Raw genomic sequence first — 14,400 nt, forward strand, 5'->3', positions numbered from 1 at the left:
CTGGCACCTGTCCGTTCAGGTCGAGAAGCTCTCCCGGTATCTGCTGACGAAGGTCGCGTCCGGCAACGTCGCGAGGAGTGTGTACGCGGAGCCGAGCCGGATCGTGACTCGGCCACCCGGGGCGGCCTCCGAGACACGATGGCCGTCGACGAGCACGACGACGGCGACGTCCGGGGTCCTGTTCCACACGAGGACGTCCTTGCCCCGCGGCACGACGAGCGGGCGCACGTGCAGGGAATGGGGGGCGACGAACGTCGTCGCCATCGCATCGATTCCCCACATGAGCACGGGACCGCCGTTCGAGAGGTTGTAGGCAGTGGAGCCGGAGGGCGTCGAGCAGATGATCCCGTCGCACGGCACGCGGCCGAGGTCCTCGCCGCCCACCGCCCACTCGAGCTCCACCATCCGCCCCAGTTCGCCCGACGTGACGACGACGTCGTTCACGGCGACGTGCGACGCGGTCCCGTTCTCCACCTCGAGCGTGGCGAGCTCCACGACATCGAGATCGCCCGAGAAGGCGCGCGCGAGGCCCGTCTCGAGGTCGTGCGGCTGCACCGAGCTGAGAAACCCCACGCGGCCGAAGTTGACGCCCAGCACCGGCACGCCGCTCCCGAGGTAGGCGCGCAGCGCCCGGAGCATCGTCCCGTCACCGCCGAGCACGACGACCAGCTCGGCGTCCGCAGGGTCCCCGTGCGCGGGCAGGTCGTTGCGGGCCGCCTCTTCCTGGCCCACCAGCAGCTCGACGCCGGCCTCGCGGGCGGCTGCGACGAGCCGCTGCACGCCGTCCCCCACCTGGCCGGGCCTCCCGTGGGTGACGACCGCGACCCGCTTGGCGGGCCGGCGTTCAGCCGACGGCAGCGTCGATCCGGCGCTCGAGCTCATCGGGGTCGGAGGGCTCCTCGCTCGCGATCAGGTGGACGACGAACTCCCGGTTCCCCTTCGGCCCCGGGTGGGCCGAGTCTACGACGCCTGCGACGCGCGCACCCCACCCTGCCGCGGCGGCGCAGAACGCGCGCAGGACGCGCCGCTGCACCGCCGGGTCGCGAACGACGCCCTTCGGCGCATCGCGCCGCCCCGCCTCGAACTGCGGCTTGACGAGCACGAGCGCCTCCCAGCCCGCCGAGGCGAGCGCGATCGCGGGCGGCATCACGCGGGTCGCCGAGATGAACGACACGTCGCAGGTGATCAGCTCCGGCGGGAACGGGAGCGCATCGAGATGCCGCGCGTTCACGCGCTCGAGCACCGTCACGCGGTCGTCGGCCCGCAGGCTCGGATGGAGCTGCCCGTAGCCGACGTCGAGCGCGATCACCCTCGCCGCGCCGCGCTGCAGCAGGCAGTCCGTGAACCCCCCGGTCGAGGCGCCGACGTCGAGGCAGTCCTTCCCGGCCGGGTCGACACCCAGCTCGTCGAGCGCGTGGGCGAGCTTCTCGCCGCCTCGCGAGACGAATCGCGGCAGGCGCTCCACGGTCAGCTCGGCGTCGTCCGCGACCTGGTGGCCCGGCTTGTCGTAGCCCGCCACGAGGCCGGCCATCACGAGCGCCTTGGCCTGCTCGCGGCTCTCCGCGAGCCCCCGCTCCACGAGCAGCACGTCGAGCCGCTTCTTCACGGCGGGATGGTAGAACGAACGTGAGGGGCGCAGCGACCGTTTCCTGGCCACGCGCATCCGCGGATCAGGTTCGTCGCGCGCGCCGGTCGAATCGATCGAAGCGATAACGGGCGCCGTCGAGCAAGACCCTCTCTGCATGGGTGTGCTCGAGCGTCAGGAGCGATTCGAGCGCGTCATGGACCTCGTCGCCGTCGAGCATCGCACCCATGGGCGGCGCGTAGTGGACGAAGACGAGCCCTCCGCCCGGCGCGAGAGCTCGTTCGAACGCCGAGAGAGCGGCCTCGAGATCTGACACCGACAGGTAGTAGAGAACGTCGGATGCAACGATGAGATCGAAGGCTTCCTTTTCGAACTCGACCGGCAACGTGCGACGCTCGCACGAGACACCCGGCAACGATCGCGTGCGGTCCGCCGCCCTCTGCACTGCGACGGCGGAGATGTCCAAGGCGTCGAGCTTCCGACAACGCGGCGCCAGACGCTCGGTGAACGCGCCCTCGGCGCACCCGATCTCCAAGGCACGTGCGAACGGTCCGGCACCACAGAGCGCGAGCGTGCGCTCGTACTTGAGCGCCTCGCGCGGGTTGCTGTCGAAGAAGAAGGGGTCTTCCGACGCGAAGACGCCGTCCCACCATGCCTTCTTCGATGCCCATCGCATCTCCGCGGGCGCGAGCCATCCGGTGAACCGCGTGACGAGACGGCCTCTGACGTGCGGAGGAATCCGCCGGAACATCGAAAGCCGGATCGCCAACACCCGGCCCCGCATGCGCTGCACGAGCCCCATCAACTACCCCCCGGTCGGAGAATACGTGTGCGCGCCCGAAATGGGAACCGGGGTTGACCCACCCCGAAGGCGTCGGAATAGTGGGAGGGGCATGCAGAAGGCAGCGGCACACGCCTATCGAACGGGCGACCTCGTTCGCGTCCGGTCTGCGGGCGAGATCCTCGCGACGCTGGACAGCCGCGGGACATATGAGGAATTGCCGTTCATGCCGGAGATGCTTCCCTACATCGGCAAGACGCTCCGGGTCTCCGCCGCCGTGCAAAAGCTCTGCTGGCACACGCACGAGAGCTCGTCCCGAAAAATGGACAGCACGGTCATCCTCGACCAGCTTCGCTGCTCGGGTGAAGGTCACGCGGGTTGCGCGGCCGAGTGCAGGCTCTACTGGAAGGAAGCGTGGTTGCGCCCAGCGACGGCCGCCGACGCCGAGGGCGATCCAGGGATCGAATCGCCAGAGATGGCCGAGCTCGCGCGCGTCAGCAACGCGAACACCAGAGAGCTCCGCGCGTTCAACGGCGTTGATGAGGAGGTCTATCGGTGCCAGTACACTGATCTGGTTCGTGCCAGCGAACCGATTGGTGAGCTCGAGCCGAGCCAATACGTCGGCGAGCTTCGCAGCCGCAACATCAGCGTGTGGCGCTTCGTCACAGTATTTCTGCGCGCATTCTGGTGGCGTGTGTCTCGCAGGCTCTTGAAGCGAGTGCCGGAGATGCCCAAGGTGGCGGGCAGCGAGCGCGTCGATGGCGAGCGGCTCGATCTCAGGCCCGGCGAGATCGTCCAGGTGCGCTCGCTCGACGAGGTCGGCCGCACCTTGGATGAGGAATCGCGGCACCGAGGCCTGACGTGGACCCAGGAGCTCACGCCGCGCTGTGGGAAGAGATTCAGAGTGCGCGCACGCGTCGACCGGCTCATCGATCGCGAGACCGGGCGCATGATCGAGCTCAAGAACGACTGTATCGCCCTCGACGGTGTCGTCTGCAGCGGCGACCGGACGCCTGGGGCGTGGTTCTGCCCCGCCGAGCACTACACGTTGTGGCGCGAGGCCTGGCTCAGCCGCGTCGAGGACTCAGCGCGTTCGTAAGTTCCGCCGCGCGCTGCGCACGTCTCGACTAGCGCAAAATGTGGTCAGACGGTCCTCGCCGCCAGACCGTCCACGATCTGCCCGAGGACCGTCGTGTCGGCGTCGAGCGCGTCGAGCCGCTCGTGGGCGCGCCTGGCGGCCTCCGCTGCGACACCCCTCGCCCCCTCCTCGCCGAGCTCGAGCGCGTAGCCGTCGCCGTCGATCACGTCGTCGACCGCCTGGAAGAGAAGCCCGAGCTCCTCGCCGAAGGCCCGCCAGGGCGGCTGGTCGCTCGCGGGGACGTCCGCGGCCCAGAGCCCCAGGCCCACCGCTGCGGCGAAGAGCCTCCCCGTCTTCAGCCGGTGGAGGTCCTCGAGCGCCACGTCGGCGCGCGTCACGTCGAGGTACTGCCCTCCGATCATCCCGAGCGTCGCCTCCGCGAGCTCGCGCGCGGGCTCGCGGCGCTCGTAGGAGAGCGCCAGCCGCAGCGCCTCGGTGAGGAGCGCGTCCCCGGCCAGCAGGGCCACCCCCTCGCCGTGGGCGACGTGCGCGCTCGGGCGGCCGCGCCGCTCGTCGTCGTCGTCGAGCGCCGGCAGGTCGTCGTGCACGAGCGAGAAGGTGTGCACGAGCTCGAGCGCGACCGCCGCGGGAACCGCGTCCTCCGCCCGTCCGTCGGCCGCCTCCGCGGTCGCGAGGCAGAGCACCGGCCGGATCCGCTTGCCCCCGCCGCCGAGCGCGTAGCGCATCGGCCCCTCCAGCCCGGCCAGTGCGGGATGGAAGGTGAGCTCGTCGAGTGCCCGCTCGACCAGCCGGCCGAGCTCGTCAGGCCCCCGCATCGGCGGCCTGGCGGGCGCGCTGAACCTCGGCCTCGATCTCCTTCGCGATCTCGGCGATCTCGGCGAGCCCGTCGATCGCCTCGTCGACGTCGCCGCCTCCGTCTGCGCTGGCCTCCAGCGCGTCGACGCGCGTCTTGAGGCGCTCGAGGAGCTCCTCGGCCCGCTGCAGAGATGCGTCGGAGCTGCTCACGCGCGCTCGCCCCGGATCGCCCCGAGGATCCCGTTCACGAGCCTTGCGGCGTCCTCGGTCGCGTAGCGCTTCGCGAGCATGACGGCCTCGTTGATCGCGACCTCCGCCGGCACGGTCTCCTCCTCGAGCTCGTACGCCCCGATGCGCAGGATGTTCCGCTCGAGCGTACCCAGGCGGTCGGCGGGCCAGCCCTCGGAAGCTGCCGTGACCCGCTCGTCGAGGGTCGGCGCCATCGCAGCGACCGCTGCGGCCAGCTGCGTCGCGAACTCGTCCGGCTCGCCCTCGAACAGCGATGCGAGCGGCTGCCCGGTGAGGTCCCACTGGTACAGCAGGAACAGCGCCTGCCGCCGGGCCTTGCGGCGGCCGAGCGGCTTCGTCGCCCCTCCGCTCATGCCGGGCGCAGGGAGGGCAGGTGCTCTTCCATCTCGTCAAGGTAGCCGGTCGAATACGCGCCCGAGGCGAAGGCGTCCGAGCGGAGAATGTCGAGCGCCAGCCCGCGCGTGGTGGGGATCCCGTCCACCACGAGCTCCTCGAGCGCGCGCACTGCGCGCCGGAGCGCGGCCGGCCGATCGTCATCGCGAACGATCACCTTGGCGATCAGGGAGTCGTAGTAGGGCGGGATCTCCATTCCGTCCTCGACCGCCGTGTCGACCCTCACCCCCGCCCCGAGCGGTGGCCGGAACCGCTCGATCACGCCCGGCGCAGGCACGAATCCACGCGTGGGGTCCTCGGCGTTGATCCTCACCTCGATCGCGTGCCCGTGCCGCGGAGCGCGACCCACGAGGGCGAGCGGCCCACCCGCCGCGATGCGGACCTGCTCGCGCACGAGATCGACCCCCGTGACGAGCTCCGTGACCGGGTGCTCGACCTGGAGGCGGCAGTTCACCTCGATGAAGTACGGCTCGCCCTCGGGTCCGAGCAGGAACTCGAACGTGCCCGCGCCTCGGTAGCCGACGAGTGCGCACGCACGCGCGACCGACGCCTCGAGCTCTTCGCGGGTCTCCGGCGAGAGCGCCGGGGAGGGCGACTCTTCGACGAGCTTCTGGTGACGGCGCTGGATCGAGCACTCCCGCTCGCCGAGGGTGAGCACGCCGCCCTGCGCGTCGCAGAGCACCTGGATCTCGACGTGCCGGGCCGGAGCGACCACCTTCTCGAGGTAGAGCGAGCCGTCGCCGAAGGCGGCCTCGGCCTCCGCCCTCGCGGCGGAGAACGCGTCGTCGAGACCGGACGGGTAGTCGACCAGCCTCATCCCTTTCCCGCCCCCTCCCGCGGTCGCCTTGAGCATCACGGGGTAGCCGATCTCGTCTGCGACGGAGCGGATCGTCTCGAGCGATGCCGCCTCGGCCGTCCCGGGGACGAGCGGAACCCCGGCCGCTCGCATCTCTGCCTTGGCGGACGCCTTGTCACCGAGCCGCTCCATCACATCGGGGGAGGGCCCGACGAACACGAGGTCGTTCTCGGAGCACGCGCGGGCGAACGCGGGGTTCTCGGACAGGAACCCGTAGCCCGGGTGCACCGCCTCGCATCCGGTCGTGCCGGCGGCCGCGATCAGGTTCGGGATGCGGAGGTAGCTCTCGGCGGAGGACGGCGGGCCGATGCAGACCGCCTGGTCTGCGAGCCTGACGTGGAGCGCGTCGCGGTCGGCGGTGGAGAACACGCCGACCGCCTCGACGCCGAGCTCGTGCAGCGCGCGGATCACGCGGACGGCGATCTCGCCTCGGTTGGCGACGAGGACGCGGGAGAACATGATTGCCTAGACCGCGGGAGGGGCGACGACGGGCTCGAGCTCGAAGAGCAGCGTCCCGAACTCGACCGCCTGCCCGTTGTCGGCGTGGATCGCCCGCACGCGACCGTCGACGTCGGCCTTCAGCTCGTTGAAGAGCTTCATTGCCTCGAGCACGCACAGCGTCTGCCCGGCGGCCACGACGTCGCCCACCTCGACGAACGGCATCGCCCCCGGCTGCGGCGCGCGGTAGAAGATCCCGACCATCGGCGACTCGACGCGGACGTTGTCGGCGGCCGGGAGCGGGGCCTCGGCCGCGAGGTCGTGCTCGGCGACCGCGACGCCCGTGGCGGCCGTGGTGGGTTGCGTTCCCGGCTCGTCGGCGCGTCGCACCGACACGCGCATCCCCTCGTCCTCGATCTCGATCTCGCCGACCCCCGACTCCTGCACGATGCGGACGAGCTCGCGGATCCGCTCGCCGCGCTGTGCGTCGACATCGCCGACGAGGAGCGAGGACTCGCGCGAATGTCGTTGCCGGATGGTCTGCAGGAGCGTCTCCGCCTCGTCGCCGAACATCGCGAGCAGGACGAGATCCTCCTCCGAGGAGGCGAGCCCCTCCGCGGCCTCGCGAACGTCGGCGGCGCTCGGCGGGTCCTCGTCGAGGGCCGGGGCCTCGCCGCCGAGCAGCTCGACGGCGCGCCGGACCGACGCCTCGATCGCGGCGGGAGGCGTGCCGTAACCGCCCGTCACGAGCTGGCGGAACTCGTCGAGCACGGTGCCGTAGCGGCGGGCCGAGAGGACGTTGAGAAGCGCCTGCGACCCCAGGATCTGCCCGATCGGGGCCGCGAGGGGAGGCCAGCCTGCCTCCTCGCGGATGCGCACGACCTCGGAGAGCGTGTCGAGCAGGCGATCGCCGGCGGCGTGGGCGCGGAGATGGACGTCGAGCGCGGCGACCAGCCCGGCCGGCAGGTCGTACTCCGCGGCGCGCACGGCGATGCGCGGCGCCAGCGGTGCGAGCGGCTCGTCGCCGATGTGCTCGTCGACGACGTCGGACGCCTCCCACAGCCGCGAGACGTCGACACCGGTCGAGCGACCGAGCCCCTCGAGCGACTCGACGAGCGACTCGCCCGCGATCCGGTGCAGCGCGAGGGCGAGCGGGTAGACGGCGGTGGCGACGACGTCCGCGCCGACCCGCGTCGCGACGAGCGCGTTCGCCAGCGCCGTTCCGCCCGCTGCCTGGATGTAGAGCCCGACCGGTAGCCCGCTCGCCTCGGCGAGCCGCTCGACGAGCTCCTGGGTCACGTGCGGGAGGAGCGCGCCCGTCGGGTCGTGGAGCAGCGCCCGGGAGGCACCGACGTCGGCGAGCTGCCGTGCCTGCTCGACGAGCGCGTCGGCCTCGCCCGTGCGGCCCGGGCTGTAGACGAGCCCCACGTGGAGCTGCCGTCCCGCGCCGACGATCGCCTCACCGGCTTCACGGAGGTTCGAGACGTCGTTGAGCGGGTCGTGGAGCCTGAAGACGTCGATCCCGTTCTCGGCCGCGCACGCGATGAACCTGCGCACGATGTCGGGCGAGACGGGCTTCGAGCCGACGAGGAACCGACCGCGCAGGGCGAGGCCGAGCGGCGTGGTGGTGCGCGCGTCGATCGCGCGGATCCTCTCCCACGGGCTCTCGACCCCGCGCCGTACGGATGCGTCGAAGACGCCGCCGCCCGAGACCTCGAGGCACCCGAACCCGGCCCGGTCGAGGATCTCGGCGATACGGAGGACCTCGCCCGTCGGCACGCGCCCGGCGAGCGGCTCCTGGGAGAGCAGCCGGACGGTGGTGTCGAAGAGCTGCGGCACGGCGGGAGCTTACTCGTGCGCCTGTTCGCGAGCGGGATCCGCCGACCGCCCCTGCTCGCGACCGTGAGACGGTGCCCGACGTCGGTCGGACACCCGTCCCGACGCGTCAGGCTCTGGAGATGTACCGGGCTTCGCGGGGATCGACCTTGATCCGCTCCCCCACGTCGACGAACAGCGGCACCTGGACGACGGCGCCGGTCTCGAGCGTCGCCGGCTTCGTCACGTTCGAGACGGTGTCGCCCCTCACGCCCGGCTCCGTCTCCGCGACGGAGAGCTCGACGGAGGCCGGAAGCTGGATCCCGGACGGCTTCCCGTTCACCTGCAGGATCTGCACGGTGGAGGAGGGCTGCATGTACGCGAGCTCCGACGCGATCTCGGCGCGCGGCAGCGCGAACTGCTCGTAGGTCTCCTCGTCCATGAAGTGCGCCTCGCTGCCGTCGTCGTAGAGGAACTGGACGTTCTTCACCTCGGTGTGGACGCGCGGGAACTTCTCGCCGGCGCGAAACGTGTCGTCGACCACCGAGCCGGTCTCGAGGTTCTTGAGCTTCGTGCGGACGAACGCTCCGCCCTTCCCCGGCTTGACGTGCTGGAACTCGACGATGCGCCACACGGAGCCCCGGTGCTCGATGTGCATCCCGTTCCGGAACTGGTTCGTGTTGACGATCTCGGCCATGACGGTGCGCCAGGGTAGCCGCTAGCCGACGACCACAGGCTCCTTCGTCACGGCGGTGAGACGCTCGCAACCGTCCTCCGTGACGACGACCATGTCCTCGATCCGGACGCCGACGTCGCCGGCGAGGTAGATCCCGGGCTCGATCGTGACGACGTTGCCGACCTCGAGCACGGAGTCCGACTCCGGCCGCAGGCTCGGCTCCTCGTGGATGTCGAGGCCGACGCCGTGGCCGAGGCCGTGCCCGTACTTCTCCCCGAGGCTCGCCGCCTCGATCGCGACGCGCGAGGCGGCGTCCACGTCACGCCCCGCCGCGCCCGCGCGAACGGCGGCGAGACCGTCCAGCTGCGCCTGCAGGCAGAGGTCGTACAGCTTCCGCAGGCGCCCGTCGGGCTCGCCGGTGAAGAACGTGCGCGTGCAGTCGGAGCAGTAGCCGTCGACCGCGCATCCCGCGTCGATCACCACGAGCGTGCCTTCCGGGACGGGCACGTCGCGGAGCTTCGCGTGCGGTCTCGCGCCGTTCTCGCCGAAGGCGACGATCGCGTCGAACGAGGGCCCGTCGGCCCCTGCGTCGTGCCAGGCCTGCTCGAGCCACCAGGCGAGCTCCGCCTCGGTGCGGCCGACGAACGGCTGCTCTGCGAGCTCCTCGTAGACGCGGTCGGAGATCGCCCCGGCACGTCGCATCGCGTCGAGCTCACCCGGCTCCTTGACTGCGCGGAGTGCCTCGACCTGGCCGCTCGTGGAGACGAGGTCGACGCCTCCGGCGCGAAGCGCCTCCGCGGACGCGAGCGAGAGGTGCGCCGCCTCCACGCCGACTCGCCTGCCGGAGAGGAGCTCGCTGAGCGCCGGGATCACGAGTCGCGGCGTCTTCCGGAACGTGACGCCGTCGATCTCCGAGGCGGCCTCGGCATAGCGGAAGTCGGTGTAGAGGGTCGCGTCGCCCGACGGGTCGACGAGGACGGCGGCGTTCGAGCTCTCGAGGCCCGTGAGGTACCGGACGTTGACCAGCCCCGTGACCAGGAGCGGCTCCTCCAGACGTGAGGCCAGCCTCGCGATCCGGCTCATGCGTCCCTCCGTTCCGCGAGCAGCGCGAGCGCCCGCTGGTAGCCGGTGATGCCTTCGCCCGTGATGCGGTCGGTCGTCAGGCCCTCGAGGACGCTCGACCGTCGCCAGTCCTCGCGCGCATCCACGTCCGACAGATGCACTTCGACGACGGGGCCGGAGAACGGCTCGAGCGCGTCGCGGATCGCCCAGCTGTAGTGCGTCCAGGCGGCCGGGTTGACGACGAGCGCGTCGGCGTTGTCGAGCGCCGCGTGGAGGAACTCGACGTACTCGCCCTCGTGGTTCGTCTGCCGGCACCGCACCTGGAGGCCGAGCTCTCGCGCCCAGGCGTAGACCTTCGTCTCGAGGTCCTGGAGCGAGTCGTGCCCGTACACGTCCTTGTCGCGCCGACCGAGGAGGTCGAGGTTCACGCCGTTCAGCACGTCGATGCGCACGGCACGATGCTACTGGCGCCGGTTCGCCGGGGGCCGGTGGCGGCAGCTGTGCGCTACCGGATCAGCGCGTCGAGCGCTCGGCGGACGTCCGCCTCCGCGAGCTCGACCCCCCAGCGGGGCCGGCCGGGCGCGTCGAGCAGCACGAGCCTCGGTGTCCCGCGCTCCGCCTTCTTGTCGCGCGCGAGCGCCGCCCACGCCGCGTCCCGGTCGACGCGTGCCCGTTCCGGAGCGAGCACTTCCCGCACCGTCCTCGCCTCCTCCGCGAGGCCGGAGAGCTCGAGCGCGGCGAGCAGCCCGAGCGCGACGGCCCGCCCGTGCGAAAGCGCGTATCCGGCCGCCGCCTCGAGCGCGTGCGCGAACGTGTGGCCGAGGTTGAGCTGGGTGCGCGGCCCGCGGTCGTAGGGATCCTGGAGACACAGGCCCGACTTGAACGCCGCGCAGGCGCGCACCTGGTCGGGCTCGTCGAGCTCCCACAGCGGCCGGCCTGCGAGCAGGCCGGTCTTCACCACCTCCGCCAGCCCGTTCACCCGCTCCTCCTCGGGGAGCGTCGACAGGAGGGACGGGTCGCAGACGACGCGCGCCGGCCAGTGGAACGCGCCCACCGCGTTCTTCGCGCCCGGAAGGTCGATCGCGGTCTTCCCGCCGATCCCCGCGTCGACCTGGCCCACGAGCGTGGTCGGCACGGCCGTCCAGGGGACGCCGCGCATGTGGGTCGCAGCCGTCAACCCGACGACGTCGGTCGTCGAGCCCCCGCCGAGGGCGACGATCGACCCGTCCCGTCCGATCGTGAGGGCCGACCACAGGCGCTCGAGGACGGCCGGCGTCTTCGCCGCCTCCCCTGCCGGCACCTCGTGCTGCGCGACGTCCCGTGCCCCGAGAGCCACCTGGGCGCGGATGCCGTGGATGCCCGAGACGTGCGTGTCGGCGACGAGCTCGACCGGGCCGTCCCCGGGAACGAGCTCCCCCAGCTCGTCGATCGCGCCGAGCGCGACGTGGACGCCCGCGGCGGCGAGCAGGATGCCGTCGACGTCGTCGGCGTGGGCGTCCGCGACCTCCTCGTAGAGCGGCTGCCGGTCGCGGTGGAGCGCGTGGAACGCCTCGGCCGACCGCGCCAGCGGCCGCTCCGTGCCGGCCACCCGCTGCCAGGCCACGTCCGGGTCGACGTCGAGGAAGACCGTGAACGCGCGCGCAGCCAGGTCGCCTCTCGTCCGCTCGGAGAGCACCGCGCCGCCTCCCAGAGCGACCACCGCCGGGTCTCCGCCGCGAAGCACGTCGCGGGCCACCTCCTCCTCGACCTCCCGGAAGCCCGCCTCACCCCGGGTCGCGAACAGCTCCGCGATCGCCGCGCCCGCCCGCTCCTCGACCTCCTGGTCGAGATCGACGAAGTGTCGCCCGAGCCGCGCCGCGACGGCTTTCCCGGCGCTCGTCTTCCCGGAGCCCATGAACCCGGCGAGCGCCAGGTGGCGGCCGAGCGCGTCGAGCGGCCTCACGGAGTGTCCTGGGCGATCTCGGACTCCAGCAGCCACGGCACGTGACGACACCGCTCCAGCAGCCGCGCGTACAGCTCGAGATCCGCGGACGTCGTCGGCCGGTGGGTGCCGTCGCCCTCGATGCCGGAGACGTGAAGCTGACGGAGCCGACCACCGAACGCGTCGATGAGCTCGTGACCGAGCCGTAGCGTCCGGTCGTTCGTCCAGACGTGCGCGACGTCGAGACAGAGGCCCGCCTCCGGAAATGCGGTGAGCACGTCTCGGAGGTCATCGACGTCGCGTCCGAAGCGCTTCGCGACGTCCATGTTCTCGAACACCGCCCGGGCACCCAGGCGGCCACATGCCGGCTCGGCGCCGTAGACGTCCGGATGGAGCACGACGTCGAAGGGCAGGTGCTCGACCAGCCCGACGATCTCCGCCGGAGCGTCGTTCGTCCTCGCGGGAGCGTGGACCGAGACGCGCTCGAAACCCTCGAGCGCATCGGGCCGCGCCTCCAGCAGGCGCAGCAGGCTGCCGAGTCGCCCCCTGAGCGCGGTCAGCTCGAGCCAGCGCCACCGTTCGCGACGGGCACGGCCGATCGCCGCCGGCCAGTCGTCCCGCTCGGTGACGAAGGCACCCGTGGCGATGCCGAAGGCCGTGCCGACCCGCTCGACTACCGGCTGCGCCACCGGTCGCCGATCCGCGCCAGGTACGCAGCCAGCGCCTCGAGGACGTCGACCATCGCGTCACCGCCGAGCTTGTCCAGAGCTGCCCCGGCGAGCTCGAAGGCGACCGCCGCCTCGGCGACGACCGCGAGCGCTTCCACGGCCTGCACGTCCGATCGCTCCACGAGGGCCTGGGCGGAGTCGCCGGTCGCGAGGTCGACCGAGTCGAGCGGACGCATCAGCGTGGGCAGCGGCTTCATGGCCGCGCGGACGATGATCGGCTCGCCGTTGGAGATACCCGCCTCGATACCACCCGCGCGGTTCGTCCTGCGCGTGAGGCCGGGATCGATCTCGTCGTGGGCCTCCGTCCCGCGGCGGCGCGCGAGTGCGAACCCGTCGCCGACCTCGACTCCCTTGACGGCCTGGATGCCCATCAGGGCGAAGGCGATCCGCGCGTCCAGGCGCTCGCGCTTCTCCGAATAGGAGCCGAAGCCCGGCGGCACCCCGACCGCGACCACCTCGACGATGCCGCCGAGCGTGTCCCTGTCCTGCCTGGCCGCATCGGTCGCCTCGCGCATCCCGCTGTCGGTCGTCTCGCCGCCGATCTCGACCGGGCGCCCGACGACCTCGATCCCGAGCTCCCGCAGCAAGGCCCTCGCGACTGCCCCCGCGGCGACGTGCACCGCGGTGTGGCGGGCCGACGCGCGCTCGAGGGCGTTCCGGACGTCCTCGTGGCCGTACTTGAGGACTCCCGCGAGGTCGGCGTGCCCGGGACGGGGCAACGTCACCGGCCTGCTCCCCTTGCCGGACGGCTCACCCTCGGGCGGCCACGGGCTCATGCCCCAGGCCCAGTTGGCGTGGTCACGGTTGCGAACGACGAGCGCGAGCGGCGTCCCGAGCGTCCTGCCGTGACGCAGGCCCGCCAGCACCTCGACCTGGTCGGCCTCGAGCTTCTGGCGGGGGCTGCGGCCGTACCCCTGCTGCCGCCGGCGGAGGTCGGCGTCGATCGCCTCTCTGTCGAGCCGCAGGCCGGCGGGCACTCCCGTCAGGATCGCGACGAGCGCCGGCCCGTGCGACTCCCCCGCGGTGACGAGCCCGAGCGCCATGCCTGCGATCCTACGTCCGTGAGCGCCGCCGTCAGGCGGACGCGTACGGGGAGCTCGAAGGGCGAGCGGCTCGCTAGAGGCTGCCTCGGAGGGCCGTGCGCATCGCCACGACGGGCGCCGCCTCACCCGTCCAGCGCTCGAACGACGCGGCGCCCTGCGCGAGCAGGACGTCGAGCCCGTCGACGCACGGGTGGCAGTCGCGCTCCAGCGCAGCCGCGATCAGCGCCGTTGGCCGCCCGTTCGGCTGGTACGCGAGGTCGACCACCTGCATCCCCGGGTTGGGCGTCACGATCAGCTCGTCCTTGACGGGCGTCGCGTTGACCAGCACGTCGAATCCCTCGCCCGACGGCGGCCAACCCGGGTCGCGGCGCCCACGCACGACGACCTCGGCGCCCTCGCCCTCCAACGCCGCCGCGACCGCCTTGGAAGCACCACCGGCCCCGAGCACGAGAACGCGCCGGCCCTCCGCCTCGATCTGCGACGCGACCGCGAGACCGTCGGTCGAGGAGCCCAGCACCCGACCGCCGCTGACGACGAGCGTGTTCACAGATCCCGCCCGCTCGGCAACCTCGTCGAGCTCGTCGCACCAGGTGATCACCGCTTCCTTGTGGGGAATCGTGACGTTCGCCCCGGCGAAACCCGTCGCGACGAGCCCCCGGACGGCCTCCCCGAGTCCGTCCGGAGCCGTCGGGAGCGGGACGTACGCCCAGTCGAGCCCGAGCGCGGCGAAGCCGGCGTTCTGCATCGGCGGGGAGAGCGAATGCGAGGTCGGCCAACCGAGCAGGCCGACGAGCGTCGTCGTGCCGCGGATCTCGATCACGCGACCAGCGGGCGCTCAGGGCTCGTGGGGTCCGCCTCCGCGAAGCTCGGCACCGGGGGAGTATCGCCGCCCGCCGCGTCGCGGCAACGCTCATGTCCGACCACGTTCCGGCCGACATCGAGCTGGATGGGCGTCGACA

16 protein-coding genes are annotated in these 14,400 nt (G+C 72.1%); 1 reads left to right on the plus strand and 15 read right to left on the minus strand.

Annotation, left to right across the window (positions count from 1 at the left end; translation table 11 throughout):
* Positions 1-15: 15 nt before the first annotated feature.
* The 3 genes from VFO26_RS10835 to VFO26_RS10845 form a co-directional block, all read right to left on the minus strand.
* On the minus strand, positions 16-882 hold the full coding sequence (locus tag VFO26_RS10835) for an NAD(+)/NADH kinase (protein WP_325114992.1): 867 nt from the start codon (positions 880-882) through the stop codon (positions 16-18).
* Positions 845-1,606, minus strand: coding sequence for a TlyA family RNA methyltransferase (locus VFO26_RS10840; protein ID WP_325114993.1), 762 nt, complete (start codon positions 1,604-1,606; stop codon positions 845-847). Before VFO26_RS10840 ends, VFO26_RS10835 begins: the two co-directional genes overlap by 38 nt.
* A gap of 64 nt (positions 1,607-1,670) precedes the next feature.
* A complete protein-coding gene (locus tag VFO26_RS10845; RefSeq protein WP_325114994.1) occupies positions 1,671-2,354 on the minus strand; it encodes a class I SAM-dependent DNA methyltransferase in 684 nt (227 codons plus the stop codon).
* 124 nt (positions 2,355-2,478) lie between these two features.
* On the opposite strand from VFO26_RS10845, the gene VFO26_RS10850 reads away from it, so the two are divergent.
* On the plus strand, positions 2,479-3,465 hold the full coding sequence (locus VFO26_RS10850; RefSeq protein WP_325114995.1) for a hypothetical protein: 987 nt from the start codon (positions 2,479-2,481) through the stop codon (positions 3,463-3,465).
* Between the two features lie 44 nt (positions 3,466-3,509).
* Here the strand turns inward: VFO26_RS10850 and VFO26_RS10855 are convergent, their stop codons facing one another.
* The 12 genes from VFO26_RS10855 to VFO26_RS10910 form a co-directional block, all read right to left on the minus strand.
* On the minus strand, positions 3,510-4,280 hold the full coding sequence (locus tag VFO26_RS10855; protein ID WP_325114996.1) for a polyprenyl synthetase family protein: 771 nt from the start codon (positions 4,278-4,280) through the stop codon (positions 3,510-3,512).
* Positions 4,267-4,470 (minus strand): hypothetical protein, encoded by a 204-nt coding sequence (locus VFO26_RS10860; protein ID WP_325114997.1) that lies wholly within the window; start codon positions 4,468-4,470, stop codon positions 4,267-4,269. The genes VFO26_RS10855 and VFO26_RS10860 overlap by 14 nt, the downstream gene beginning before the upstream one ends.
* The gene (nusB, locus tag VFO26_RS10865) at positions 4,467-4,862 is read right to left on the minus strand and encodes a transcription antitermination factor NusB (protein ID WP_325114998.1); all 396 of its coding nucleotides are present in this window, start codon (positions 4,860-4,862) and stop codon (positions 4,467-4,469) included. The genes VFO26_RS10860 and nusB overlap by 4 nt, the downstream gene beginning before the upstream one ends.
* The gene (locus VFO26_RS10870; RefSeq protein WP_325114999.1) at positions 4,859-6,217 is read right to left on the minus strand and encodes an acetyl-CoA carboxylase biotin carboxylase subunit; all 1,359 of its coding nucleotides are present in this window, start codon (positions 6,215-6,217) and stop codon (positions 4,859-4,861) included. Before VFO26_RS10870 ends, nusB begins: the two co-directional genes overlap by 4 nt.
* Positions 6,218-6,223: 6 nt before the next feature.
* Entirely contained in the window at positions 6,224-8,035 is a 1,812-nt protein-coding gene (accB, locus tag VFO26_RS10875; RefSeq protein WP_325115000.1) for an acetyl-CoA carboxylase biotin carboxyl carrier protein, read from the minus strand.
* 106 nt (positions 8,036-8,141) lie between these two features.
* Positions 8,142-8,699 carry an elongation factor P gene (efp, locus tag VFO26_RS10880; RefSeq protein ID WP_349259074.1) on the minus strand — a complete coding sequence of 186 codons (558 nt, stop codon included), beginning with the start codon at positions 8,697-8,699 and terminating at the stop codon, positions 8,142-8,144.
* A 30-nt stretch (positions 8,700-8,729) separates the two neighbouring features.
* A complete protein-coding gene (locus VFO26_RS10885) occupies positions 8,730-9,770 on the minus strand; it encodes a Xaa-Pro peptidase family protein (RefSeq protein ID WP_325115002.1) in 1,041 nt (346 codons plus the stop codon).
* Entirely contained in the window at positions 9,767-10,201 is a 435-nt protein-coding gene (locus tag VFO26_RS10890; RefSeq protein ID WP_325115003.1) for a type II 3-dehydroquinate dehydratase, read from the minus strand. The genes VFO26_RS10885 and VFO26_RS10890 overlap by 4 nt, the downstream gene beginning before the upstream one ends.
* A 53-nt stretch (positions 10,202-10,254) precedes the next feature.
* Positions 10,255-11,691, minus strand: coding sequence for a bifunctional shikimate kinase/3-dehydroquinate synthase (locus tag VFO26_RS10895; protein WP_325115004.1), 1,437 nt, complete (start codon positions 11,689-11,691; stop codon positions 10,255-10,257).
* Positions 11,688-12,359: a hypothetical protein gene (locus tag VFO26_RS10900; protein WP_325115005.1), complete on the minus strand. Its 672-nt coding sequence runs from the start codon at positions 12,357-12,359 to the stop codon at positions 11,688-11,690. Before VFO26_RS10900 ends, VFO26_RS10895 begins: the two co-directional genes overlap by 4 nt.
* The gene (locus tag VFO26_RS10905; RefSeq protein ID WP_325115007.1) at positions 12,344-13,441 is read right to left on the minus strand and encodes a chorismate synthase; all 1,098 of its coding nucleotides are present in this window, start codon (positions 13,439-13,441) and stop codon (positions 12,344-12,346) included. Before VFO26_RS10905 ends, VFO26_RS10900 begins: the two co-directional genes overlap by 16 nt.
* A 73-nt stretch (positions 13,442-13,514) precedes the next feature.
* On the minus strand, positions 13,515-14,261 hold the full coding sequence (locus tag VFO26_RS10910; RefSeq protein ID WP_325115008.1) for a shikimate dehydrogenase: 747 nt from the start codon (positions 14,259-14,261) through the stop codon (positions 13,515-13,517).
* Between the last annotated feature and the right edge of the window lie 139 nt (positions 14,262-14,400).

Source organism: Gaiella sp. (genome assembly GCF_035710885.1).
Classification (GTDB): domain Bacteria; phylum Actinomycetota; class Thermoleophilia; order Gaiellales; family Gaiellaceae; genus Gaiella.

Excerpts from the sequence above, each read along its gene's own strand:
- VFO26_RS10835 (WP_325114992.1), bottom strand. The coding sequence starts at position 882 with ATGAGCTCGAGCGCCGGATCGACGCTGCCGTCGGCTGAACGCCGGCCC.
- VFO26_RS10850 (WP_325114995.1), top strand. The coding sequence starts at position 2,479 with ATGCAGAAGGCAGCGGCACACGCCTATCGAACGGGCGACCTCGTTCGC.
- VFO26_RS10855 (WP_325114996.1), bottom strand. The coding sequence starts at position 4,280 with ATGCGGGGGCCTGACGAGCTCGGCCGGCTGGTCGAGCGGGCACTCGAC.
- nusB (WP_325114998.1), bottom strand. The coding sequence starts at position 4,862 with ATGAGCGGAGGGGCGACGAAGCCGCTCGGCCGCCGCAAGGCCCGGCGG.
- VFO26_RS10870 (WP_325114999.1), bottom strand. The coding sequence starts at position 6,217 with ATGTTCTCCCGCGTCCTCGTCGCCAACCGAGGCGAGATCGCCGTCCGC.
- VFO26_RS10885 (WP_325115002.1), bottom strand. The coding sequence starts at position 9,770 with ATGAGCCGGATCGCGAGGCTGGCCTCACGTCTGGAGGAGCCGCTCCTG.
- VFO26_RS10905 (WP_325115007.1), bottom strand. The coding sequence starts at position 13,441 with ATGGCGCTCGGGCTCGTCACCGCGGGGGAGTCGCACGGGCCGGCGCTC.